The sequence below is a fragment of the Rhodomicrobium lacus genome, from assembly GCF_003992725.1.
Classification (GTDB): domain Bacteria; phylum Pseudomonadota; class Alphaproteobacteria; order Rhizobiales; family Rhodomicrobiaceae; genus Rhodomicrobium; species Rhodomicrobium lacus.
This window is the reverse complement of record NZ_RZNF01000012.1, coordinates 1,430,835-1,455,228: the sequence shown is the minus strand read 5'-3', so window position 1 is coordinate 1,455,228 and position 24,394 is coordinate 1,430,835. Positions and strand designations below refer to the sequence as shown.

Sequence of the window (24,394 nt, the reverse complement as noted above, 5' to 3'; positions counted from 1 at the left end):
ATTCACGAAAGCTCTAAATGTGTGAGAAAGGTGCAATAGTATGCCCATCTATACACACATGTGCATGTTTATACACACACCAAGCGCAATTCAGGGGGCAACCCGTCAAAAAGAGACGTTAGCACAATCATTTCTCGGCAACCCTGCGTGGAGCTGACGTCAAAAGCGAGATCAACACCTGCCTTGCTACGCCAACGCGGCAATTACGCGGCCGAATACTTCGCGAAAAAAGTTCGGTTGCGACAAAGCGGTAACGGCAGCGCTCATCGACGTGCGTCGAAACGCGCATGAGCGCGAGGTGCGGCTCTTGCCACGCGCCCATGTGTTAAATCGTCATGAAAGGCAGGTTGGGGAAGTTTTGGCCAAGTAGTTCGGGGCGGAAGGAGCCGGACCGCGATCCGCCCCGCCGCCTGCGGCATCAGCCGCGCTCGCGCATGAGGCGGCCCTTCTGGCGTTCCCAGTCGCGGTTCTTTTCCGTCTCGCGCTTGTCGTGCAGCTTCTTGCCTCGCGCGAGGGCGAGTTCGAGCTTCGCGCGGCCACGGTCGTTGAAATAGATCCGCAGCGGCACGAGCGTCATACCCTCGCGCTGGATCGCGCCCATGAGCTTGTTCGCCTCGCGCTTGTGCAGCAGAAGCTTGCGAGGACGGCGCGTCTCATGGTTCAGGCGGTTCGCCTGCAGATATTCGGGGATATAGGCGTTGATCAGGTAGATCTCGCCACCCTGCTCCGTCGCGTAAGACTCGGCGATATTGGCCTTGCCCTGCCGCAGTGACTTCACCTCCGAACCGCCGAGCGCGATGCCGGCTTCGAACGTATCGTCGATGAAGTAGGAGAAGCGCGCCTTCCTGTTTTCGGCGACGACTTTTCGAACCGATGTCGCTGCGGGGGCTGCCATGCTTAAGCGGCCTCGCGCTGCAAGAGGCCGACCTTTTCGAGCGCGGCGTCCACGCGCGCCTTCGAGGCTTCGGAAAGGGGCGTCAGCGGCAAGCGCGTGTCAGGCTTCGAAAGGCCGAGGCGCCACGCCGCATACTTCACCGGCACGGGATTGGTTTCGACGAACAGCGCTTCATGCAGCGGCATCAGGAGGTCGTGGAGTTCCAGCGCCTTCGCGTAATCGCCCGCGAGGCAGGCGTTCTGAAAATCGGAGCACAGCTTCGGCGCGACGTTGGCCGACACGGAGATGCAGCCATGGCCGCCATGCGCATTGAAGGCAAGCGCGGTGCCGTCTTCGCCGGAAAGCTGTATGAAGTCCGGCCCAAGCACGGCGCGCTGCTGGCTCGCGCGGACGGGCGAAGCGGTCGCGTCCTTCACGCCGACGATGTTCTTCAGGTCGAACAGCCGCGCCATGGTCGCAACCGACATATCGATCACGCTGCGGCCAGGGATGTTGTAGATGAAGATCGGGATATCGATGGCGTCGTTGATCGCCTTGAAGTGCTGATAAAGCCCTTCCTGCGTCGGCTTGTTGTAATAGGGTGTTACGACCAGCACAGCGTCGGCGCCTGCCTTCTGCGCATGCCGCGACAGCGCGATCGCTTCCGCCGTGCTGTTGGAGCCGGCGCCCGCGATCACCGGCACGCGACCCTTTGCGGCGGCGATACAGGTCTCGACGACGCGGTCGTGCTCTTCGTGGCTTAGCGTGGGGGACTCGCCCGTCGTGCCGACCGGAACCAGCCCGTGTGTGCCCGACTGGATCTGGAATTCAACGAGGCGTTCGAAGGCATCATAATCGACGCCCTCACCATCGAAGGGCGTAATAAGCGCCGTAAAAGAGCCCTTGAACATCTCTCCATCCTCACCTGACTGCTGTCATTCTTACGGAATTGCTTAACGGCGCGTTAACCAGGGCCTTGTTTCCCCGAATTTGAGTCTTGAGCCGCGGCGGAGCTTGTCATTGTATTGCCGGATTAAACGCCCATCAATCATGACAGCGTATGCAGGTAGCCTTGTAAAATCCTTGACGAGGCAAAACCATAGGTTTGATGGGACGCGCTGCCAACGAAAATCCGCCACTCGAATAGGGAAATGTCAACGCCGGACCCCCAATCAAACGCGCCCGCCGATCGCTTTCGCTTCGTGAAAGCGATCATCATCGGCTCGGCGCTTGGCTTTTTTGCGGTGAGCTTCGTACCGTATCTTCTGCCGTCGCAAAAAGAGCCCTCCATCTCCGCGTCAACAGCGTCCGATCCTAAAACGGCGGCAGAGGCCAAGCCCTCGAAATTCTCTGGGACGATGCCCGCGCCGACGCCTGCGGTCAATCGTGGGCTGAGCCTGAAGCCGACGCCGGTCGCGGTGCAGGCCGCACCAGCGAGCCGTTCGGAAGGCGTACCGCCAGCCACGGAGCCGAGAAAGGGCGAGACCTCTCTCATTCCGGCCGTCGATCTCAGGTTCCCGAAGCCTTTCCCGAAAGAGGACATGACGGCATCGCTTGACCCGGTGCTTTCCTATCGGCTCAGCGATGGGGATGCCGCCGCGATCAAGGACGCGCTCGCCGCCGCAGCCAAGGGCAACGATTCCAACGCACGCGACGCGATCAAGAAGATTTCAGACCCGTCCGCCCGCACATTCGCCGAATGGCGGAGGGTGCGCGCGGCGTCCGACTTTGACGACACGATGGCGTTCCGCACCGCGAATCCGTTGTTTCCAGAACCGCCCGTCGATCCGACCATCGAAAAGAGCCTCTTCCTCGCAAACGCGCCCGCCGCCACGGTGCTGAAGTTCTATACGAACCGCAAACCGGTCTCCGGCGCGGGCACGGCTGCCCTCGGCGGCGCTCTGATGGATACCGGCGAGCGCGAGCGTGGCGCCGCCCTCGTGCGCTACGCCTGGGCCCGCTACGCGTTCGACGCTGCCGCGCAGGACCGCTTCGAGCAGCGCTTCGGATCGCTTCTCACCGACGATGACAGGCGCCAGCGAACGGCAATGCTCGATGCGCGCGCGCGCGCCAAGGACGACCCCGGCAGCAAGGTGGCGGCGAGCGAGGCCAAGGGTATCAAGGGCGCGGCGCGCGTCCGCGCGAAGCGTTCCGGCGGCAAGGCGATCCACGGCCGCGGCGGGCGAAAGGGAAAATCGACGGGCCGCGCGAAGGGCAAGCGTCACAGCGAGACCGCTCCCGTCGCGGCGACACAGCACGCCGCGCTCCCGGACAAGATACGCAGCCAAGTGGCACCGCATCTGCATCTCGCGGCGATGAAGACAGAAGAGCCGAGAGCCGCCGACAAGAACGCCAGCGCCAAGAAGACCGACGAGCCTGCAACGAAGGCGGACAGCAACGCCGAGGCCAAGCCCGAATCGAAGACAGACGCAAACGCCAAGCCGGAGGCGAACGCCAAGCCAGACGCGAACGTTAAGCCGGAAAACAGCTCTGCGGACGCGAAAACGAACGACAACGCCCCCGCCACCGCCAAAGACGACAAGGCCGCCAAATCGACGCTCGAAGAAAAGGCACGCGAGGACGCCCTCGATCTTCGCAAGGAGCTTTCGCGCGGTCCGCTCTCGCTCCTGGCGCGGCTTAAGTCGGTGCGCAAGGCGAAGGAGGACGACCGCCTGTGGTCCATCCTGCGCTCGGTCGATCCCGAAAAGGCCGATTTCGCCGACCCGGACAAGTGGTGGGATTTCCGCCGCACGGAGGTTCGCCGCGCGCTGAATGACGACCGGGTGGGCACAGCCTACGCCATCGCGTCGAAACACGGTCCGCTCGGCGCTGAAGATCTTTCAGAAGCGCAGTTTCTTTCCGGCTGGATCGCCCTGCGCTTCCTCAAGGACACGAAGCTTGCCGAGAAACATTTCGAGGCGGCCTATGCGATCAAGGGATTCTCGCGGGACGAGGCGCGCGCCGCTTTCTGGCTCGCCCGGACAAGGCTGGAACTCGACAAGCGCAAGGACGCCGAGCGCTTGTTCAAGGAGGCGGCCGACCGCGCGCATACTTATTACGGCTCGCTTGCACGGCAAGCGCTGGAACGGCAGCCCGCTTGCGAGTTCCGCGCGCCGATCAAGCCATCGAAGGAGGCCATCGCGGCGTTCTCGAAGGAAGACGCCTTCAAGGCTCTCGTCATCGCGAAGCAGCTCGACATGACGTCCGTTCTCGTGCTGTCGTCGCTCGATCTCGCCCGCCAGCTGAACGACCCGGAGCAGATCGTTCTGATGCTGGAGCTTCTCGAACGGATCGCGCCGCCGCACGTTGCAATCCGCGCGGCGAAGATTGCGCTTCTGCGCGGTTATCCGGTGGAAGCCTATGCCTTCCCGACGCTGCTCCCGAAGTTTGACACGCTCGGCGGCAGCAGCAAGCTTGAGGTTTCGCTTCTCAACGCGCTGACCCGCCAGGAAAGCGAGTTCAACACCGGCTCCGTCAGCAGTGTCGGCGCGCGCGGCCTGATGCAGCTCATGCCGCAGACGGCGAAGCTTGTCGCGTCCGCGAACAGCATGAAATACGACCTCGGGCGGCTCGTGTCGGACCCGTCGTATAATGTGACGCTCGGTTCCGCCTTCCTCGCCAAGCTTTACGACGGTTACGACGGCTCTTATGTGCTGACGCTCGCAGCCTATAACGCCGGGCCGGGGCGCGTGAAACAATGGATCAAGGATTTCGGCGATCCGCGCGCGCGCAACGCAGACCCGGTCGACTGGGTAGAGCGTATTCCGTTCACCGAGACACGAAATTACGTGCAGCGGATTCTGGAAAGCGTGCAGCTTTATCGTTGCCGTCTTGAAAGCGGAAAGGCAAAATTCCAGCTTGTGGAAGACCTGCATCGCGGACGGCCGGGACGTATTCCGCATATCGCGGATCTGAGCGGCAGCACCAGCGATGACGATGAACCGGCGGAGAGGGACGACGCTCAATGACGACATACGGATCGGCTGGCGCCGCGGTTCCGCAAACGGAAGACATCTTCTACCGCAGCCATGACGATCTCGTTTTGTATGTCCGCAAATACGGCAGCGACGATGCGCAAGCGCGGCCGCTTCTGTGCCTTGCCGGGCTGACCCGTAACGGCCGCGACTTCCACGACCTTGCGGCGGCGCTGTCCACGCATCCAACCCATCCGCGCACCGTCTACTGCCTCGATTATCGCGGGCGTGGCCGGTCCGAATGGGACAGGAACTGGCGGAATTACTCGGCGCTGATCGAGTTGCAGGATGTCGAGGCGTTTCTCACGCTGCGCGGCCGGTCCGATGTCGCCGTGCTCGGCACTTCTCGGGGCGGCATCATCACCATGTTGCTCGCCATCACGCGCCCCGCCGCGATCGGGTGCGCCATTCTGAACGACATCGGGCCTGCAATCGAGACGGCCGGTCTCGCGCGCATCATGGGTTACACCGGAAAGATCCCGGTGCCCGCCGATTGGGACGAGGCCGTGCGCGTGGTTCGGGACATCAACAAGCGCCAGTTCACCGCCCTCGACAATGCGGGCTGGCGCTCATGGACCCGACAGCTCTTCAACGAAGATGCCGAAGGAAGACCCGCCCCGGCCTACGACCCCAATATCGGCAAGGCGCTCTCGGAGATCGACATTTCAAAGCCGGTCCCGACAATGTGGGAGCATTTCGAATCCTTGCGATCCGTCCCGGTCATGGTAATCCGCGGCGAACATTCCGACCTGCTGTCGGCTGCGACCGTGCAGGAAATGCAGGCACGTCACCCGCGCCTGACGCCTGTGCTCATCCCGAACGAGGGGCACGCGCCACTCTTGAAAGACCGCTTCAGCGAGCGCCTTATCGCGGATTTCCTGATCGACGCCGACTCGACATGGCGTGCTTTGCCGCGCCCACCGCTTCCCGAGCCGCAAGAGATTTTTTCGGTTTGAGGGTTGCGCGGGAGCCCGTGAAGAGCGCGATCAGCCATCGCTCTGAAGATACGCGCCTCGCTTACGTTGCAGCAGGACGACCCCGGAGCGGACGCGGCATTGGATAATGCCGCGGGTTGCTTCCCTCTGGCGAAGCCTGCTCACGATGCGGGCGCTGTGCCGACACGCACCATGGATATCATCGACCGGCGCATAAAGCCGCGCGTCGAGGGTCAAGGATTGAAGGATGCGCGCGCCTGATGAGCTGCGAAGTTCATGTCCTCAGCTCGCGCAGCGGGGGCGCGGGCAACCGGCTCCAGGATGTTGGTTTCGAGCGTGAAGCCTTCCGGCAGTCGTTTGCTATAAACTTTCAGCAGGTCGACCATTGCAGGCGACGAATAGATTCCGTCGATCTTCACCACCGTATCGGTGATGGCCACGTTACCGGAATAGAGCAACGACAGCATTTCAAGCGCCACCTTCGTGGCCTCGATCCAACCCTTCGGCTCGCCCTTGGCCACTTCCATGCTGCTGTTGATCGTCAGGCTCTGGAACAGCACTTGCGCGTGGCCGAATATGACCTTGTCGCACTCTGGCGGGACATGGCCGCTAAGATGAATAGCGCCCTGCTGCAATTGTGCCAGCCAGACGAAAGAACGGACATCGTGCGGCTTAAGCGCCACCTGCAGATTCAAGCCTTTCGGAGCTTCCTCGCGAACCTTCTTCTGGATTACGGCAAAATCATCGTCCGCGTTCGTCACGCCCTCGATGATGATTGCGGAATTCCTCAAGGACGCAGAGCCGGTGTTAAGCTTTCCGATCTGGCGAAGGGCAAATGTCATCGCCGCCAGCCAGACGTCGCGATTCGGGACACCGGGATTGATGCGCGTCTTGTCCACGACCGAGGCACCCGGCGCGATGGCGGCGGCAACGCCTTGCAGCACCTTGAGATCGCCATCGGAAGGGACATTACCGCGGAGCGTGATCGTGCCCGCTTCTTTCGTTACGCGGCTGAAATAGGCTGAATCGACATTTTGCTGCTGTTCCGCCGCGCCGTTCGACATCTGCACCGAGGGCGCCTCGCTATTGACGAGCACGCGCATGACGTGATCGAACGCGGCCAGATACCACGGCTGCGAAGGCACCGCTTGGGCGGGGGTGATCAGCGCGCCGACGCAAAGGACGGCAGACGCGAACACGGGCAGGCTTACGTTCCCTAACCTCATCGGAGGGGCGCTCCACCGAGTTGACTGTTTCTGTCCTGCATATGTAGAGGCCGAAGTCTCACCAGGATTAATCGAACGCTTCCGTTTAGTTCCCCGCCCCCGACCGGTGCCGCCAAACACCCCGATGCAAAGCAGCATCATCTCGTCGGTAAATGCGACTTTAACGGAAGGATTCAGATATTCCAAGGGATTGAGGGCTCTTTTTCGCCGCTTTTTTTGCTTGCACCGTGTCAGAATCAAAAAGCCCGGCCATAAGCCGGGCTTTTTTCGTCCTTTAGGCGGTCGTTTATTCGACGACCTGAACCTCGCGCGGCAAACCCGGGGCGACTGATTCGCCGTCCTGCGCGACAGGAAGCGCCTTTGCGCTGGCCTTGTTCCGCTCCTGAAGAATGAGATCGTCGCGGTGGCTCGCCACACGGCGAAGCTGGCTGATCATGCCGCCGGTGCCCGCCGGGATGAGGCGGCCCACGATGACATTTTCCTTCAGGCCGTCGAGCGTATCGACCTTGCCGTTGAGCGCGGCTTCGGTGAGGACGCGCGTCGTCTCCTGGAACGAGGCCGCCGAGATGAACGACCGCGTCTGCAGGCTGGCCTTCGTGATGCCGAGGAGCACCGGAACCGCCGTTGCCGGACGTCCGCCTGCCTTTTCGACCATCGCGTTCATCTCGTCGAACTCGATCTTGTCGACCTGCTCGTTCTTGAGGAACTCGGTGTCGCCCGCGTCGGTCACTTCCACCTTCTGGAGCATCTGGCGCACGATCACTTCGATATGCTTGTCGTTGATCGTCACACCTTGCAGGCGGTAGACCTCCTGGATTTCGTTGACGAGGAACGATGCAAGCTCTTCCACGCCCTTGATCGCCAGGATGTCGTGCGGCGCCGGGTTGCCGTCGAGGATGAACTCGCCCTTTTCGATGCGGTCGCCCTCCTGCACCGCGAGGTGCTTGCCCTTCGGCAGCAGGTATTCGACCGGATCGAGCCCTTCCTCATCCGGCTGGATAAGGACGCGGCGCTTGTTCTTGTAATCGCGCCCGAAATGCACCGTGCCGGAGATTTCCGCGATGATCGCGTGATCCTTCGGACGCCGCGCCTCGAACAGCTCGGCCACACGCGGCAGACCGCCCGTGATGTCGCGCGTCTTGGCGCTTTCGAGCGAGATACGTGACAGCACGTCGCCCGCCTTCACCTTCTGCCCCGGCTCCACGGAAAGGATCGCTTCCACGGAGAGCAGGTAACGCGCTTCGCCGCCGCGCGCCAGCTTGAGGATCTTGCCGCCGACCTTGTCCTTGATCACGATGGCCGGGCGCAGAGCCGAGCCGCGCGGGTTGGCGCGCCAGTCGACGATGACGCGGTTCGTGATACCCGTCGTTTCGTCGGACTGTTCGTTGACCGAGATACCATCCAGCAGGTCTTCGAACTCGACCACGCCATCGGTTTCCGTAAGGATCGAGCGGGAATACGGATCCCACTCAGCCAGACGCTGCCCACGCTTGACGACATCGCCGTCGTCCACCTTCAGGTGCGAGCCCTGCGCGATCTTGTGAACGGCGCGCTCGCGACCGTCGTCGTCCTTGATGACCACCGCCATGTTGCGGCCCAGAGCGACCAGACGTCCCTGGCTGTCGCGCGCCGCGTTGCGGTTGCGGATCTCCACATTGCCCGCGAAGTTGCTTTCGATGAACGAATTGTCGGCCACCTGAGCCGTGCCGCCGATGTGGAACGTGCGCATGGTAAGCTGCGTGCCCGGCTCGCCGATGGACTGCGCCGCAATGACGCCGACCGCTTCGCCGATGTTGACCGAGGTTCCGCGAGCGAGGTCGCGGCCATAGCACTTGCCGCAGATGCCGCTCTTGAGTTCGCAGGTGAGAGCGGAGCGGATGCGCACCTCTTGCACCTGCGCTTCATCGAGAAGCCGGGCTTCCACTTCGGTAATGATCTCACCGGCGGGAGCGATGACCGCGCCCGTCGACGGATGCACGACGTCGTCCGCAGGCACGCGGCCGAGGATGCGGTCGCCGAGCGACACGAGCACTTCGCCCGCGTCGATCACCGCTCCGAGCTTGATGCCTCTGTCGGTGCCGCAATCGTGTTCCGTCACGATGCAATCCTGCGCCACGTCGACGAGACGGCGGGTGAGGTAACCCGAGTTCGCCGTCTTGAGCGCCGTGTCCGCGAGGCCCTTTCGCGCGCCGTGGGTCGAGTTGAAGTATTCGAGAACCGACAGTCCTTCCTTGAAGTTGGAGATGATCGGCGTCTCGATGATTTCACCCGACGGCTTGGCCATGAGGCCGCGCATACCGGCAAGCTGACGCATCTGCTTTTCGGAACCACGCGCGCCCGAGTGAGCCATCATGTAGACCGAGTTGATCTGCTTCTCGCGGCCGGTTTCCTTGTCGTATTGAACGGCGGAGATACGGTCCATCATCTCCTTTGCGATGCGGTCCGTACACTTCGCCCAGGCGTCGACGACCTTGTTGTACTTCTCCATCTGGGTGATGAGGCCGTCGTTGTACTGCTGTTCGTAGTCGAGCACGAGGGCTTCGGTGTCGCCGATGATCTTCTTCTTCGTTTCCGGAACGAGCATGTCGTCCTTGCCGAAGGAAATGCCGGCCTTGTACGCGTGGTGGAAGCCGAGCGCCATGATCCGGTCGCAGAAGATGACCGTTTCTTTCTGACCGCAGGAACGGTAGACGGCGTCGATCACCTTGCCGATGTTCTTCTTCGTCAGCAGCCTGTTCACGAGGTCGAAGCTGATGCCGGGCTTCTTGGGCAGCATTTCCGCGAGCATGAGGCGGCCGGGCGTGGTGTCGTAGACCTTCGTCTGCGGCTTGCCATTTTCATCGACGCCAGTGTGGCGGCCCTTGATCTTGGCGTGCAGGGTCACCGCGCCGGCGGCGAGCGCGTGCTGGATTTCGGCGACGCTGCCGTAGATGCCGCCCTCGCCCGGCTCCTTCTCCTTGAGGATCGAGAGATAGTAGAGGCCGAGCACGATGTCCTGCGACGGCACGATGATCGGGCCGCCGTTCGCCGGGTGCAGGATGTTGTTCGTCGACATCATGAGCACGCGCGCTTCAAGCTGCGCTTCGAGCGACAGCGGCACGTGGACGGCCATCTGGTCGCCGTCGAAGTCGGCATTGAACGCAGCGCAGACGAGCGGGTGAAGCTGGATCGCCTTGCCTTCGACAAGCACCGGCTCGAACGCCTGGATGCCCAGACGGTGAAGCGTCGGCGCGCGGTTGAGCAACACCGGATGCTCGCGAATGACCTCGTCGAGGATATCCCAGACTTCGGGACGCTCCTTCTCCACGAGCTTCTTCGCCTGCTTCACGGTCGCCGAATAGCCCTGCGCATCGAGCCGCGAATAGATGAACGGCTTGAACAGTTCGAGCGCCATCTTCTTCGGCAGGCCGCACTGGTGCAGCTTGAGTTCCGGGCCCACCACGATCACGGAGCGGCCGGAATAGTCGACGCGCTTGCCGAGTAGGTTCTGGCGGAAGCGGCCCTGCTTGCCCTTCAGCATGTCGGCGAGCGACTTCAGCGGCCGCTTGTTGGCCCCCGTGATGACACGCCCGCGGCGGCCGTTGTCGAACAGCGCGTCGACCGCTTCCTGAAGCATGCGCTTCTCGTTGCGGATGATGATGTCCGGCGCGCGAAGCTCGATCAGGCGCTTCAGACGATTGTTACGGTTGATGACGCGACGATAAAGGTCGTTCAGGTCCGAGGTCGCGAAGCGGCCGCCGTCGAGCGGCACGAGCGGGCGCAATTCCGGCGGGATCACCGGGATGACCTTCATGATCATCCATTCCGGCCGGTTGCCCGACTGGATGAACGCCTCGATCACCTTGAGCCGCTTGGCGAGCTTCTTCGGCTTGAGTTCGGTCGTGGCTTCCGCGATTTCCTGGCGGATCTGCTCGCGCATCTGCTCAAGATTCAGCGCCATGAGCATGTCGCGAACGGCTTCCGCGCCGATGCCCGCCTGGAACGCGTCCTCGCCGTACTCTTCCTGCGCCTTGTTGAAGTCTTCCTCGGTCAGAAGCTGGCCCGCCTTGAGCGGCGTCAACCCCGGCTCGATGACGACGTAGTTCTCGAAGTAGAGCACGCGTTCGAGATCCTTCAGGCCCATGTCGAGCAGAAGGCCGATGCGCGAGGGCAGCGACTTCAGGAACCAGATATGCGCGACCGGCGAAGCCAGTTCGATATGGCCCATGCGGTCGCGGCGCACCTTGGTGAGCGTCACTTCCACGCCGCATTTTTCGCAGATAACGCCTTTGTACTTCATGCGCTTGTACTTGCCGCAAAGACATTCGTAGTCTTTGATCGGGCCGAAGATCCGCGCGCAGAAGAGGCCGTCGCGTTCGGGTTTGAACGTGCGGTAGTTGATGGTTTCCGGCTTCTTGATCTCGCCGTAAGACCACGACAGTATTTTTTCCGGACTTGCGATCGAGATGCGAATCTGGTCGAATACCTGAGTTGGCACCTGCGGGCTGAAGAGATTCGTGATCTCTTGATTCATTCGTCGCTCCTATGAGCCGCTTCCGCGGCTTCTCCGACCGATGTCCGCCCCGTTTGGCGGACTGCGAAGCTGTGCCTCGCCAATTTCCCTGAAACGCCGACGCGGGCACCAGCCGAAGCCGGTACCCGCCCTTGTTTCTATTCTGCGGCCTGCGGCGTCTTCGGCCGCTTCGGCAACTGGAACTGAGGAGGCCGTGGCGTTGCCTCCGGCGCTGGCTCCGCCCCGCGTGTCTGCTTCAGTTCCACGTTCATGCCCAGCGCTCGCATTTCCTTCACGAGCACGTTGAAGCTTTCCGGCACGCCCGCCTCGAACGTATCGTCGCCGCGCACGATGGCTTCGTAGACCTTCGTACGGCCCGCGACGTCGTCCGACTTCACGGTCAGCATTTCCTGAAGCGTGTACGCCGCGCCGTAAGCTTCCAGCGCCCACACTTCCATTTCACCGAAGCGCTGGCCGCCAAACTGGGCCTTGCCGCCCAGCGGCTGCTGCGTGACGAGGCTGTAAGGCCCGATCGAGCGGGCGTGGATCTTGTCGTCGACAAGGTGGTGCAGCTTCAGAAGGTACTTGTAGCCGACGGTCACCTTTCGGTCGAACGGCTCGCCGGTGCGTCCGTCGTACAGCGTCACCTGCCCCGACGTATCGAGACCCGCCGCCTTCAGCATCGCGTTGATGTCCGCTTCGCGCGCGCCATCGAACACCGGAGTTGCCACCGGCACGCCCTTGCCGAGATTTTCGGCGAGTTCGACCAGTTGTTCGTCCGAGAGCTTCGGCACCGACGGATCGCCCTTGTAGGCCGTCTCCACCGCGCTGCGCAGATCGTCGATGCGCTGCTGTTCCCGATAGACCGCAAGCCCCTTGTTGATCATCTGGCCGAGACCGCGCGACGCCCACCCAAGGTGGGTTTCGAGGATCTGGCCGACGTTCATGCGGCTTGGCACGCCGAGCGGGTTCAACACGATGTCGACATGCGTACCGTCTTCGAGGAACGGCATGTCCTCGATCGGCACGATGCGGCTGACCACACCCTTGTTGCCGTGGCGGCCCGCCATCTTGTCGCCGGGCTGGATCTTGCGCTTCACCGCGACGAAGACCTTGACCATCTTCATCACGCCGGGCGGAAGCTCGTCGCCACGCTTCAGCTTGTCGATCTTGTCCACGAAGCGCTGTTCGAGCCGCTTCTTGGCCTCGTCGTACTGACGGCGAATGGCCTCGATGCCGGACATCGCCTGCTCGTCCTTGAGCGCGATATCCCACCACTGGCTGCGCGGAACTTCGGAAAGAAGCTCTTCGTTCGCCTCGGTGCCCTTGCGCAGACCCTTCGGGCCGCGGGCGACCTCCTTGCCGATCAGGATGTCCTTCAGACGGCCATAAACGTTGCGGTCGAGGATATGGAGTTCGTCGTCGCGGTCCTTCGCGAGGCGCTCGATTTCCTCGCGCTCGATGGCCATCGCGCGCTCGTCCTTCTCGACGCCGTGGCGATTGAACACGCGCACTTCCACCACCGTACCGGCGACGCCGGGCGGCAGGCGAAGCGACGTGTCGCGCACGTCGGAGGCCTTCTCGCCGAAGATGGCACGCAGAAGCTTCTCTTCCGGCGTCATCGGGCTTTCGCCCTTCGGCGTGATCTTGCCGACGAGAATGTCGCCCGGCTGCACTTCAGCGCCGATGTAGACGATCCCCGCTTCGTCGAGGTTCTTCAGTGCTTCTTCCGAGACGTTCGGAATGTCGCGCGTGATTTCCTCCGGTCCGAGCTTCGTGTCACGAGCGGACACTTCGAATTCCTCGATGTGGATCGAGGTGAAGACGTCCGTCGACACGATGCGCTCGGAGAGCAGGATCGAGTCCTCGAAGTTGTAGCCCTGCCACGGCATGAAGGCGAGGAGCACGTTCTTGCCGAGCGCCAGATCGCCGAGTTCGGTCGAGGGACCGTCCGCGATGATGTCGCCCTGCTCGACGCGATCGCCGACACGCACCAGCGGACGCTGGTTGATGCAGGTATTCTGGTTCGAGCGCTGGAACTTGCGCAGGTTGTAGATATCCACGCCCGACTTCGACGGGTCGGTCTCGTCGGTTGCGCGGATCACGATGCGGGTGGCGTCCACCTGATCGATGATGCCCGAGCGCTTTGCCGCGATGGCGGCACCCGAGTCGCGCGCCACGACGCTTTCCATGCCGGTGCCGACGAGCGGCGCCTCGGCGCGGATGAGCGGGACGGCCTGACGCTGCATGTTCGAGCCCATGAGCGCGCGGTTCGCGTCGTCGTTCTCAAGGAACGGGATCAGCGCGGCGGCCACGGAAACGACCTGCTTGGGCGACACGTCGATGAAGTCCGCCTTCTCTTTCGCCACGAGCGACACGTCGCCCTGGTGACGGCAGATGATGAGGTCTTCGGCGAAGCTGTTGTCGTCGTTGAGCTTCACATTCGCCTGAGCGATGTGACAGCGCGCCTCTTCCATCGCGGAAAGGTAGATGACTTCGTCCGTCACCTTGCCATCCACGACTTTGCGGTACGGGCTTTCGATGAAGCCGTACTTGTTGACGCGCGCAAAGGTCGCCAGCGAGTTGATCAGGCCGATATTCGGACCTTCCGGGGTTTCGATCGGGCAGATGCGGCCGTAATGCGTCGGATGCACGTCGCGGACTTCGAAGCCAGCACGTTCGCGCGTAAGACCGCCGGGCCCAAGCGCCGAGAGACGCCGCTTGTGCGTGATCTCGGAGAGAGGATTCGTCTGGTCCATGAACTGCGAAAGCTGCGACGACCCGAAGAACTCGCGCACGGCGGCGCTCGCCGGCTTCGCGTTGATGAGATCCTGCGGCATCACGGTGTCGATGTCGACCGAGGACATGCGCTCGCGGATGGCGCGCTCCATGCGGAGCAGGCCGAGGCGATACTGATTTTCCATCAGCTCGCCGACCGAACGGACGCGGCGGTTGCCAAGGTTGTCGATATCGTCGACTTCGCCGCGACCGTCACGAAGATCGACCAGCGTCCGGATGACCGCAATGATGTCGTCCTTCGTGAGGATGCGCATCTCGTCCGACTGCTTGATGTCGAGACGGATATTCATCTTCACGCGACCGACCGACGAAAGATCGTAACGTTCTTCGTCGAAGAACAGGCTCTTGAACAGCGCGCGCGCGGCGTCTTCCGTGGGCGGCTCGCCCGGACGCATGACGCGATAGATGTCGAACAGCGCGTCCTGCTGATTCTGGTTCTTGTCGAGATGGAGCGTGTTGCGGATGAACGAACCGGTGTTGACATGGTCGATGTCGAGCACGGGAAGCTCTTCGACGCCCACTTCGCGCAGCTTGTCCAGCACCTTCGAGTCGAGTTCGTCGCCCGCTTCGGCGTAGATCTCGCCCGTCGACATGTTGACGATGTCTTCGGCGAGATAGCGGCCGAAAAGCGCCTCGTCCGGCACCGCGATGAACTTCACGCGCTCGGCGAGCTGACGCACAAGGCGCGCATTCAGCTTCTTGCCCGCCTCGATGACGACTTCGCCCGTGTCGGCGTCGTAAATGTCTTGCGTCGCCTTCAGGCCGCGCATGCGCTCAGCCACGAAGGCCGTGCGCCAGCCCTGCTTCGTCGCCTCGAAGGAAATGCGATTGTAGAAGGTTTCGAGGATTTCCTCGTTGTTCATGCCGAGCGCGTAAAGCAGCGTCGTCGCCGGAAGCTTGCGCTTGCGGTCGATACGCGCATAGACGATGTCCTTCGCGTCGAACTCGAAGTCGAGCCACGAACCGCGATACGGAATGATGCGCGCCGCGAACAGGAGCTTGCCCGAGGAATGGCTCTTGCCGCCGTCATGATGGAAGAAAACGCCCGGAGAGCGGTGCATCTGCGAGACGATGACGCGCTCGGTGCCATTGATCACGAAGGTGCCGTTCGACGTCATGAACGGGATATCGCCCATATAGACGTCCTGTTCCTTGATGTCGCGGACGGACCGGGAGCCGGTCTCTTCGTTGACGTCAAAGGTGATCAGGCGTAACTTTACCTTCAGCGGCGCGGCAAAGGTCATGCTTCGCTGCTGGCACTCGTCCACGTCATATTTCGGCGGCTCGAAGTCGTAGCGGACAAATTCGAGTTGTGCTTTGTCCGAGAAATCCTTTATGGGGAAGATCGAGGCAAAGACCGCCTGCAAACCGGTGTTCGGGCGTCCGCCAACCGGGTCTTGCACCATAAGAAATTGATCGTAGGACTGCTTCTGCACCTCGATCAAATTCGGCATTTCGGCGGCGTCGGCAATATTCCCGAAGCGCTTGCGAATACGTTTACGGCCGATAAACGTCTGCGCCATTTGATCTCCTCATTTTCACCGGGCGGCGGCTTGTCCTGCACGCCTTAGCGATTCGGGCGTCGCGATAGAGCCAATTTCTTGGGAAGCCACCTGATATGGCATCCCGTCAACGATTTTCAAGCCCTGTCGGGCGCCCCTCTCCCGCCGTCGATTTAAGCGAGAACCAGGGCGCCCGAGGGCCATTGCAGTCCAGAAACGAGGGCCGGACGAACCGGCCGCCGCGTTCTTACTTAATGTCGACCTTGGCGCCAGCCGCTTCGATCTTCTTCTTGATCTCTTCGGCTTCGGTCTTGGAAACGGCTTCCTTGATCGGCTTCGGCGCGCCTTCAACGAGATCCTTCGCTTCCTTCAGGCCGAGACCCGTGATCGCGCGGACTTCCTTGATGACGTTGATCTTCTGAGCGCCGGCGTCGGCGAGAATGACGTCGAACTCAGTCTTCTCTTCCTCGACCACAGCCGCCGCCGCGCCCGGGATCGGGCCGGCGAACACCGGAGCAGCCGCAGCCGCCGTCACGCCCCACTTGTCTTCGAGCAGCTTCACCAGCTCGGAGATTTCGAGAACCGTCAGACCCGACAGCTCCTGATACAGCTTTTCAAATTTCTCGGACATTTTGACCTCAGTGCATTCGATGATTGGTTGGTGTTGGGAGACCCTGCCTCAAACCATCACGCCGCTTCTTGCTTTTCCTGCTTTTCCTTATACGCCGTAAGGACACCCACAAGGTTCTGAGCGGGAGCATTGAGCTGCCGCACGAGATTGGAGCCTGGCGCAAGGAACACGCTGAGCAGCTTGGAGCGAAGCTCTTCCATGGACGGGATGGCGGCCAGAGCCTTGACGCTGTCCGCGTCAAGCGCCTGCTTGCCGAGAAGGCCGCCGACAATCACGAACTTGTCGGTCGTCTTGGCAAATTCGGCTGCCACCTTCGCCGCCGTTACGGGGTCCTTCGCATAAGCGATGCCCGTCGGCTCAAGGAAGAGATCCGCGCCAGCACCGTCAGCGGTGTTGGCAAGTGCAATTTTGGCGAGACGATTCTTGATGACTTTAAACTGAGCCCCGGCGCCGCCCATGCGACGGCGAAGTTCAGTCATTTGCGCTACGGTCAGACCTTTGTAGCGCGCCACCACGACAGAGCCGCTTGTCGCGAAGATGTCGTTGAGAGACTCAACCATCTCCTTTTTTTCAGCTCTATCCACCGCTTCTCTCCGTTAAAGACGGACCGCATCACTGCGGGCCGCCGCTACGATCACGCCGCGCGCCTCGAAGGAAGGCGAGCGACCGCTCAGTCCTGTCCCGAGGCGTGATAAGACGCGATCCACCAACCGGAAATCCGGCCAAAGAGATCACTCATAATCCATTCCCCGTCTCATGCAGGCGATTATTAAGCCTCGGGCCGAAACCCTTGGCGCCAGCAATCTTGGACAGGCTGCCCCCGCGTGAGCGGAGACAGCGCCGAAGCGTCGCCGCCTCGGCATTCCCGGACGGCGTGCCGCCCGAAACCTCTTGTTACTGCGCTGCGGCCGCGCCCGCGCCGATCAACGTCGCGGTATCGACCTTCACGCCGGCCCCCATCGTGGAGCTGAGCGCGATGCGCTTCACGAATGTGCCCTTCGCGCCCGAAGGACGCGCCTTGACGACCGCGTCGGCGAACGCCTTGATATTCTCGACGAGCGCCGTTTCGCTGAAGCTCGCCTTGCCGATGCCGGCGTGCAGAATGCCCGCCTTCTCGACGCGAAATTCCACCGCGCCACCCTTGGCGCCGCGAACGGCTTCGGCGACGTCCGTCGTCACTGTGCCGACCTTGGGGTTCGGCATCATGCCGCGCGGGCCGAGGATCTTGCCGAGACGACCGACGAGCGGCATCATGTCCGGCGTGGCGATGCACTTGTCGAAGTTGATGTTGCCGCTCTGGACCTCGGTGACCAGTTCCTCAGCGCCGATGACATCGGCTCCCGCGGCCTTTGCCTCGTCGGCCTTGGCACCGCGCGCGAACACAGCGACGCGTACCGTACGGCCCGTGCCGTTCGGCAGCGCGCATACGCCGCGCACCATCTGGTCGGCATAGCGCGGATCGACGCCGAGATTGATCGCGATCTCGATCGTCTCGTCGAACTTCGCCTTCGCACCGCCCTTCACGAGCTTCACTGCCTCATCGATGGCATAGAGCTTCTCGCGATCGACGCCCTTCTTGATTTCCTTCAAACGCTTTCCATCGGCCATGGCGCTTATTCCTTCACCGTGAGGCCCATGGAACGGGCGGAGCCAGCAATAATCTTCGCAGCTTGATCGATGCTTGTGGCGTTAAGATCCTTCATCTTCTTTTCGGCGATCTCGCGCACCTGCGCCCATGTCACCGAACCGGCATCAGACTGACCGGGCGTCTTCGACCCGCTCTTGATACCCGCCGCCTTCTTCAGGAAGTGGGACGCCGGCGGCGTCTTCATCGCAAAGGAAAACGACTTGTCCGCGTAATAGGTGATGACCACCGGCACGGGCGAGCCGGGCTCCATCTCCTTGGATGCGGCGTTGAATTCCTTGCAGAACATCATGATGTTCAGGCCGCGCTGACCGAGCGCCGGACCGATCGGAGGCGACGGATTTGCCGCGCCCGCAGGCACTTGCAGCTTGATATAGCCTATAATTTTCTTAGCCATTTAAGCCTCTCGGGAGCAATAAGCTCCGGGGTTGAGGATTGTGGTTCGGCCATTGACGTCACGCCTGGCGAGCGAAACGCCGACCTCCCACACGAAAGCCAAGACTTCCAAGATCCGCGCGCCGCGCTAGACCTTTTCCACCTGGGCATATTCCAGCTCGACCGGAGTCGCCCGGCCGAAGATGGAAACCGCGACCTTGAGCCGCGCGCGCTCTTCGTCCACTTCCTCCACATGCCCGCTGAAGGATGCAAAGGGACCGTCCGCGACGCGCACCTGCTCGCCGATCTCGAAGGAAATGGACGGCTTGGGCCGATCCACGCCTTCTTTTACCTGATTGAGAATACGCTGCGCCTCGATTTCGGAAATCGGCTGCGGCTTGTTGTCCGCGCCAAGAAATCCGGTGACCTTCGGCGTATTCTTGATCAGAAGGAACGCCCGGTCGTTCATGTCCATCTTGACAAGAACATACCCCGGGAAAAACTTCCGCTCTGTGCTGACCTTTCGTCCGCGCCGAACCTCGACGACTTCCTCCATCGGCACCACGATGTCCTCGAAGCATTCTTCGAGACCCGCAGCCGCGGCGCGCTCACGGATGGAATCCGCGACCTTCTTTTCGAAGTTCGAATAGGCGTGAACGATATACCAGCGCTTTGTCATCAGTTTTGCTGCTTTTAGTTACGAAAATTTTAAGCGCTTAATGGCCGAGCCGCAAAAGATGGGCGATACCCCAACTGAAGAACTGGTCCGCGAGCAGGAAGAAAATGGACGCCAGCACCGCCATGACCACGACCATGATCGTGGTCACAATGGTTTCGCGCCGCGAGGGCCACACGACCTTCGCGGTTTCGGCGCGCACCTGCTGCAAATATTCGAATGGACCGGTTCTTGCCATATTTTCTCAACACCGATGCGGAAGCACTTCCGCTTTCGCTATTCAAACGTCTTCTTAATGTCTCGAATGCTCGATTTTCGAGTTTCTCCGCCACCGTGAAGTGGCAGGAGTGGAGGGACTCGAACCCCCAACCCCCGGTTTTGGAGACCGGTGCTCTAGCCGATTGAGCTACACTCCTCCATCCATCCGGTTAAGGGCAAGCCGCCGGAAGGAATGGTTCGAACCAATACCTAACCGCCTGCTACGGTCCTAACCAGTAGTAGGGATTTGATTGCTATCACGCAAGCCGACGCAATGCCAAGCATTTTTCGCGGCAGCGCGGAACAATTTGCGCTTGTCAAGCGGCTTCGAAAAATGTGGATCGCGCCCCGCCGCCGCTTTTTTCGTTGAGCGCCGCGCCAATCTTGCTAATGTGGCGTTCGCGCGGGTGTAGCTCAATGGTAGAGCAGCAGCCTTCCAAGCTGAATACCCGGGTTCGATTCCCGGTACCCGCTCCAGCCCTCCCAACTAAGCCTTTGCGACGAATCCGCCAAGCTGGCCCCGCACTCACGGACGCGTGAGGAAAAGGGTTTCGCACCCGTCTGCTTGCTTGTACAAAAAATGAAAGCACAAGCGGAGGGTTAGTGAGCGCGTCCATCAACATGCAAGCCTACAGCGACGCGCTCGTCGTGCTGGGTACGGCGGGGATCATCATCCCCATGGTCCATGCGTGGGGCCTGAACCCGGTTCTCGGCTGGCTCGGCGCCGGCGTTTTACTGGGCCCCCTCGGGCTTGGCTCGTTCATTCACGAAGCACCGTTCCTTTACTGGTTCACCGTCGTCGATCCAAGCCACATTTCCGGCTTCGCCGATCTTGGCGTGGTGTTCCTTCTCTTTCTCATCGGCCTCGAATTGTCCTACGAGCGGCTGATCGCCATGCGGCGGCTCGTGTTCGGACTCGGCGGCCTTCAAGTTCTCATCACGGCGGCGATCATCGCGATCATCGTGAAGTGGCTCGGCTATTCGAGCGTCGTGGCAGCCATTCTTGGCGGCTGTCTCGCGCTGTCTTCCACAGCCATCGTGCTGGAGGTGCTTTCGCGGCAAAATCGCCTGCGAACGAGTTCGGGGATTGCGTCGTTCTCGGTGCTGCTCGCGCAGGATCTCGCCGTGATCCCGATCCTGATCTTCGTGTCGATCCTTGGCGCGCATGGCGGCTCCGTGATCGAGACAGCCCAAAACGCCATCGTGCACGCGCTTGCGGCCATTGCGATCATCATTTTCGTCGGGCGTGCGTTTCTTCGACCGCTGTTTCGACAGGTGGCTCGCACAAAATCGCGGGATCTGTTCATCGCGGCAACCCTGTTCGTGATTGTGGGAACGGGTGTCGTGGCGGCGCTCGCCAACCTCTCCATGGCGCTCGGCGCGTTCATTGCGGGGGTGATGCTCGCGGAAACAGAATACCGCCACGCCATCGAAACGGTTATCGAGCCCGTGAAGGGCCTGCTGCTCGGTATGTTCTTCTTTACCGTGGGCATGGGCATCGACTTTCGCGAGCTTTTGCATTGGCCGATCTGGCTGCCCGCATGTGTCGTGGGGCTCATCGCACTGAAGGCCGCCGTTCTGATCCCCCTCGCGCGCGCATTCGGCGTGCCCTGGGCGGCTGCGATCGAAACCGGCCTGCTGATGGGGCCCGGCGGCGAGTTCGCATTCGTCGGCATCACCCTTGCCGCTTCTCTGGGCGTGATCAATCGCGACGCTTCGAGCTTCTCGCTCGCGCTGACGTCGCTCACCATGGCGCTGATCCCGCTGCTTTCGATCCTCGCGAACCGTATCACGCCGCTCATCGTGAAGCCGCGGCCGGTGAACCCGGCGCTCGCCGCCGAGCCGCAACCACAGACCCGGCATGCCATCGTGGTGGGATATGGACGCGTCGGCCGGCTTGTCTGCGAAATGCTGGAGAAAAACGGCGTGCCTTACACGGCAGTCGACAACGATACTGCCGCGGTGACGCAAGGCCGTGCTGTCGGGCATTCCGTTTATTACGGCAACGCCATCAACCCGCCCTTCCTCAAGGCGTGCGGGGTGATGGAAGCCTCCGCGGTCGTGGTGACCATTCATGTCCAACCCATGATCGACGACATCGTGGAGGAAGTGCGGCGACTGAGGCCCGACGTGCCCATCATCTCGCGCGCCAGAGACGAGGGACACGCGCGCCATCTCTACACCATCGGCGTGACCGATGCCGTGCCGGTCGTCACCGAGGCGAGCTTCCAGCTCGCGGAATCGACGCTTCTATCGCTCGGGCTTCCCGTCGACGCGGTCGAGAAAACGATCCAGACGCGGCGCGCTCAGGTGCGCGCGGAGTTGCAGCCGCATGCCATGGCGGCGCGGCTCCCCATAGCTTCCGCCGTTCCTGCTTCGCGCTCCGAGGTCGTTTGACTGTTTCGCTGTTGAATGCGAGCCTCGGCACAACGCCCTTTATCGCGGCGGCGGAAAACGCTACATTTCCAGGAGCGCCGCATGGCGCTCTTTTTGTTTCAGCGAGATTTTCACGAATGCCGAAGCCGGTAGCAGAGCGGGCCGCAACCAGCGCGCCCAAGGTGGGATTTGTCAGCCTCGGCTGCGCGAAGGCGCTGGTCGACTCCGAGCGCATCCTCACCCGCCTTCGCGCCGAGGGCTACGTGATCTCGCCCGACTATGATGGCGCGGACGTCGTCGTCGTGAACACCTGCGGCTTCCTCGACAGCGCCAAGGCCGAAAGCCTCGACGCCATCGGCGAGGCCATGGCCGAGAACGGACGCGTGATCGTGACGGGGTGTTTCGGCGTCGAAGATCGGCGGATTCGCGATTCGTTCCCGGATGTTCTGGCCGTCACCGGCCCGCACCAATACGACGCCGTGGTGAACGCGATCCACGCCGCCGCGCCCGCGCCGCACGCGCCGTTCCTCGACCTCGTGCCGCCAGCCGGGCTGCGCCTCACGCCGCCCCATTACGCCTATCTCAAGATATCAGAGGGCTGCCATAATCGCTGTTCGTTCTGCATCATTCCGCAGCTTCGCGGCGACCTCGTCAGCCGCCCCGCCGCCGATGTGCTCGCCGAAGCCGAGGCGCTCGTCGAAGGCGGCGCGAAGGAACTGCTCGTCATCAGCCAGGACACGAGCGCCTACGGGCTCGACCTGAAATACGCCGCGAGCGACTGGCGCGGCGCGCCGTTGAAGGCGCGGCTCACGGAACTCTGCAACGCGCTCGGTTCGCTCGGCGCATGGGTGCGCCTGCACTACGTCTACCCCTATCCCCATGTGGACGAGCTTCTGCCGCTGATGGCCGAGGGCAAGATCCTGCCCTATCTCGACATCCCGTTTCAGCATGCCTCGCTGAACGTGTTGAAGGCCATGCGCCGCCCCGCCAATCAGGAAAAGACGCTCGAAACCATCCGCCGCTGGCGCGAGGCCGTGCCTGACCTCGGCCTTCGCTCGACGTTCATCGTCGGCTTTCCCGGCGAGACGGAGGAGGATTTCGCGGTCCTGCTCGACTGGCTTCGCGAAACGAAACTGACTCGCGTGGGCTGCTTCAAATATGAGAATGTCGAAGGCGCGCCGAGCCGTGCGCTCGATGGGCATGTGCCGGAAGAGGTGAAGGACGAGCGCTTTGCGCGGCTGATGGAAGTGCAGCGCGAGGTGAGCGCCGCCGTGCTCGCGGGCCAGGTCGGCAAGACGATCGACGTCATCATCGACGAGGTGGATGAAGACGGCGCGACCGGGCGCGGTCCGTGGGACGCGCCGGAAATAGACGGCTCGGTGCTGTTCGAGGACGCGGGCGACATGGAGCCGGGCGACATCGTGCGGGCCACCATCGTCGAAGCGGACGACTACGATCTTTGGGCGGAGCCGGTCGCGGAATAGCAGGCGCGCCGGTCCCGGACACGCATATGCAAGCGCCTCGCGCTGACCGCGCTGGCGCTGTTGCCGTCGGAAGGGCACGTGGCAAAACTCATGCGAAGCGGCCACCCGTTCGCATGACGAAAGGCGTCGGATCAGCGCTTCTGCGTGAGCAACGCGCGGTAGATCACCTGAAACTGCTCAAGCGTCTTGTAGCGGATGATGACCTCGCCCGCTTCGCCGGAACCGGGGTTCATCACCACGGAAAGCCCGAGCGCATCGGACATGTCGCGTTCCGCCGCGCGCGCGTCGGCGTCCTTTGAAGGCGCTGCGGTCTTGCCCTTTGGGGCCGTGCCCTCGCTTGCCTTCTTGCCCATCACGAGCGCTTCCACATCGCGCACGTTGAGGCCCTTTTTCACGATATCGAGCGCGACGGTTTCAGCGTCTTCGCGTCCGATCAGCGCGCGCGCGTGTCCCGCCGAAAGCGATCCGTCGCGAACCAGCGCCTGCACCGGCTCCGGCAGCTTCAGAAGACGCATCGTGTTGGCGAGATGGCTGCGGCTCTTGCCGATGATCCCGGCAAGCTCTTCCTGCGTATAGCCGAAGCGTTCCACGAGTTCCTTGTAGCCGCCCGCCTCTTCGATGGCGTTCAGGTCGGCGCGCTGCACGTTCTCGATGATCGCGAGTTCGAGCGCTTCCTGGTCGCTGAGCGAGCGGACGATGACGGGAACGGTGTGAAGCGAAGCTCGCTGCGCGGCGCGCCAGCGACGTTCGCCAGCCACGATCTCATACGAGGTTTGCGCCGCATCGGACGGACGGACGACGATCGGCTGAACGAGGCCCTTTTCCCGGATCGAGCCGGCAAGCTCATCCAGTTCCGCTTCGTTGAAGTTCTTGCGCGGATTGAAGGCGCTCGGCCGAACGCGGTCGATCGGTACCTGACGGATCTCACCGTTTGCCGCGATGACGCGAGGCGTTCCAATCGGCGTCGCATCGCCGATAAGGGAGGCAAGGCCCCGCCCAAGACGGCTTCCCCGAACGGGCGATGGTCCCGTCGCTAAAGCGCCCGATCTTGTTTCCATGTCGCTCTCCAGTCGCAAATGGTCATCATGTCATGCCGCCCGTGGCGGCAGCCCTCGACATACTCACCCACGCAAATCACCGAATGCGG

At 62.1% G+C, this 24,394-nt stretch carries 16 protein-coding genes and 2 tRNA genes; 5 read left to right on the top strand and 13 right to left on the bottom strand.

The features are described from left to right. Positions 1 to 418: 418 nt before the first annotated feature. Together smpB and dapA are read right to left on the bottom strand one after the other, a co-directional pair. Positions 419 to 895 (bottom strand): SsrA-binding protein SmpB, encoded by a 477-nt coding sequence (smpB, locus tag EK416_RS16030; RefSeq protein WP_127079254.1) that lies wholly within the window; start codon positions 893 to 895, stop codon positions 419 to 421. A gap of 2 nt (positions 896 to 897) precedes the next feature. Next, complete coding sequence (dapA, locus tag EK416_RS16025; RefSeq protein WP_127079252.1) at positions 898 to 1,785, bottom strand: 4-hydroxy-tetrahydrodipicolinate synthase; 888 nt, start codon at positions 1,783 to 1,785, stop codon at positions 898 to 900. A gap of 240 nt (positions 1,786 to 2,025) precedes the next feature. On the opposite strand from dapA, the gene EK416_RS16020 reads away from it, so the two are divergent. Beyond that, positions 2,026 to 4,842, top strand: coding sequence for a lytic transglycosylase domain-containing protein (locus tag EK416_RS16020; RefSeq protein WP_127079250.1), 2,817 nt, complete (start codon positions 2,026 to 2,028; stop codon positions 4,840 to 4,842). Next, a complete protein-coding gene (locus EK416_RS16015; protein ID WP_127079248.1) occupies positions 4,839 to 5,804 on the top strand; it encodes an alpha/beta fold hydrolase in 966 nt (321 codons plus the stop codon). The genes EK416_RS16020 and EK416_RS16015 overlap by 4 nt, the downstream gene beginning before the upstream one ends. A gap of 212 nt (positions 5,805 to 6,016) precedes the next feature. Here EK416_RS16015 and EK416_RS16010 read toward each other — a convergent pair whose 3' ends face one another. From EK416_RS16010 to EK416_RS15965, 10 genes are all read right to left on the bottom strand, one after another. Continuing rightward, positions 6,017 to 7,009, bottom strand: a complete 993-nt coding sequence (locus EK416_RS16010) for a hypothetical protein (RefSeq protein WP_164730062.1) — start codon at positions 7,007 to 7,009, stop codon at positions 6,017 to 6,019. Between the two features lie 286 nt (positions 7,010 to 7,295). Continuing rightward, on the bottom strand, positions 7,296 to 11,522 hold the full coding sequence (gene rpoC, locus EK416_RS16005) for a DNA-directed RNA polymerase subunit beta' (protein ID WP_127079244.1): 4,227 nt from the start codon (positions 11,520 to 11,522) through the stop codon (positions 7,296 to 7,298). Between the two features lie 137 nt (positions 11,523 to 11,659). Continuing rightward, positions 11,660 to 15,823 carry a DNA-directed RNA polymerase subunit beta gene (gene rpoB, locus EK416_RS16000; RefSeq protein WP_127079242.1) on the bottom strand — a complete coding sequence of 1,388 codons (4,164 nt, stop codon included), beginning with the start codon at positions 15,821 to 15,823 and terminating at the stop codon, positions 11,660 to 11,662. 226 nt (positions 15,824 to 16,049) lie between these two features. Then, on the bottom strand, positions 16,050 to 16,433 hold the full coding sequence (gene rplL, locus EK416_RS15995) for a 50S ribosomal protein L7/L12 (protein WP_127079240.1): 384 nt from the start codon (positions 16,431 to 16,433) through the stop codon (positions 16,050 to 16,052). Positions 16,434 to 16,489: 56 nt separating this feature from the next. Then, complete coding sequence (gene rplJ / locus EK416_RS15990; RefSeq protein ID WP_127079238.1) at positions 16,490 to 17,017, bottom strand: 50S ribosomal protein L10; 528 nt, start codon at positions 17,015 to 17,017, stop codon at positions 16,490 to 16,492. A 310-nt stretch (positions 17,018 to 17,327) separates the two neighbouring features. After that, positions 17,328 to 18,041, bottom strand: a complete 714-nt coding sequence (gene rplA, locus EK416_RS15985; RefSeq protein WP_127079236.1) for a 50S ribosomal protein L1 — start codon at positions 18,039 to 18,041, stop codon at positions 17,328 to 17,330. 5 nt (positions 18,042 to 18,046) lie between these two features. Further along, on the bottom strand, positions 18,047 to 18,475 hold the full coding sequence (gene rplK, locus EK416_RS15980; protein ID WP_127079234.1) for a 50S ribosomal protein L11: 429 nt from the start codon (positions 18,473 to 18,475) through the stop codon (positions 18,047 to 18,049). A 126-nt stretch (positions 18,476 to 18,601) separates the two neighbouring features. Next, positions 18,602 to 19,132, bottom strand: coding sequence for a transcription termination/antitermination protein NusG (nusG, locus tag EK416_RS15975; RefSeq protein ID WP_127079232.1), 531 nt, complete (start codon positions 19,130 to 19,132; stop codon positions 18,602 to 18,604). A 37-nt stretch (positions 19,133 to 19,169) separates the two neighbouring features. Then, positions 19,170 to 19,367: a preprotein translocase subunit SecE gene (secE, locus tag EK416_RS15970; RefSeq protein ID WP_127079230.1), complete on the bottom strand. Its 198-nt coding sequence runs from the start codon at positions 19,365 to 19,367 to the stop codon at positions 19,170 to 19,172. Positions 19,368 to 19,468: 101 nt separating this feature from the next. Continuing rightward, a tRNA-Trp gene (locus EK416_RS15965) sits at positions 19,469 to 19,545 on the bottom strand. A 245-nt stretch (positions 19,546 to 19,790) separates the two neighbouring features. Here EK416_RS15965 and EK416_RS15960 point away from each other — a divergent pair. From EK416_RS15960 to rimO, 3 genes are all read left to right on the top strand, one after another. Further along, positions 19,791 to 19,864, top strand: a tRNA-Gly gene (locus EK416_RS15960). Between the two features lie 126 nt (positions 19,865 to 19,990). Next, positions 19,991 to 21,784: a cation:proton antiporter domain-containing protein gene (locus tag EK416_RS15955; RefSeq protein WP_127079228.1), complete on the top strand. Its 1,794-nt coding sequence runs from the start codon at positions 19,991 to 19,993 to the stop codon at positions 21,782 to 21,784. 116 nt (positions 21,785 to 21,900) lie between these two features. Continuing rightward, positions 21,901 to 23,247, top strand: a complete 1,347-nt coding sequence (gene rimO, locus EK416_RS15950) for a 30S ribosomal protein S12 methylthiotransferase RimO (RefSeq protein WP_127079226.1) — start codon at positions 21,901 to 21,903, stop codon at positions 23,245 to 23,247. Positions 23,248 to 23,378: 131 nt separating this feature from the next. On the opposite strand, the gene EK416_RS15945 is transcribed toward rimO, so the two are convergent. Then, a complete protein-coding gene (locus EK416_RS15945; protein WP_127079224.1) occupies positions 23,379 to 24,305 on the bottom strand; it encodes a ParB/RepB/Spo0J family partition protein in 927 nt (308 codons plus the stop codon). Between the last annotated feature and the right edge of the window lie 89 nt (positions 24,306 to 24,394).

Bases quoted from the DNA above. Each gene is read 5' to 3' on its own strand.
- dapA (WP_127079252.1), bottom strand. From the start codon at position 1,785: ATGTTCAAGGGCTCTTTTACGGCGCTTATTACGCCCTTCGATGGTGAG.
- EK416_RS16010 (WP_164730062.1), bottom strand. From the start codon at position 7,009: ATGAGGTTAGGGAACGTAAGCCTGCCCGTGTTCGCGTCTGCCGTCCTT.
- nusG (WP_127079232.1), bottom strand. From the start codon at position 19,132: ATGACAAAGCGCTGGTATATCGTTCACGCCTATTCGAACTTCGAAAAG.
- rplA (WP_127079236.1), bottom strand. From the start codon at position 18,041: ATGGCCGATGGAAAGCGTTTGAAGGAAATCAAGAAGGGCGTCGATCGC.
- rpoC (WP_127079244.1), bottom strand. From the start codon at position 11,522: ATGAATCAAGAGATCACGAATCTCTTCAGCCCGCAGGTGCCAACTCAG.
- EK416_RS16020 (WP_127079250.1), top strand. From the start codon at position 2,026: ATGTCAACGCCGGACCCCCAATCAAACGCGCCCGCCGATCGCTTTCGC.
- rimO (WP_127079226.1), top strand. From the start codon at position 21,901: ATGCCGAAGCCGGTAGCAGAGCGGGCCGCAACCAGCGCGCCCAAGGTG.
- rpoB (WP_127079242.1), bottom strand. From the start codon at position 15,823: ATGGCGCAGACGTTTATCGGCCGTAAACGTATTCGCAAGCGCTTCGGG.
- rplK (WP_127079234.1), bottom strand. From the start codon at position 18,475: ATGGCTAAGAAAATTATAGGCTATATCAAGCTGCAAGTGCCTGCGGGC.
- EK416_RS16015 (WP_127079248.1), top strand. From the start codon at position 4,839: ATGACGACATACGGATCGGCTGGCGCCGCGGTTCCGCAAACGGAAGAC.
- secE (WP_127079230.1), bottom strand. From the start codon at position 19,367: ATGGCAAGAACCGGTCCATTCGAATATTTGCAGCAGGTGCGCGCCGAA.
- smpB (WP_127079254.1), bottom strand. From the start codon at position 895: ATGGCAGCCCCCGCAGCGACATCGGTTCGAAAAGTCGTCGCCGAAAAC.
- rplL (WP_127079240.1), bottom strand. From the start codon at position 16,433: ATGTCCGAGAAATTTGAAAAGCTGTATCAGGAGCTGTCGGGTCTGACG.
- EK416_RS15945 (WP_127079224.1), bottom strand. From the start codon at position 24,305: ATGGAAACAAGATCGGGCGCTTTAGCGACGGGACCATCGCCCGTTCGG.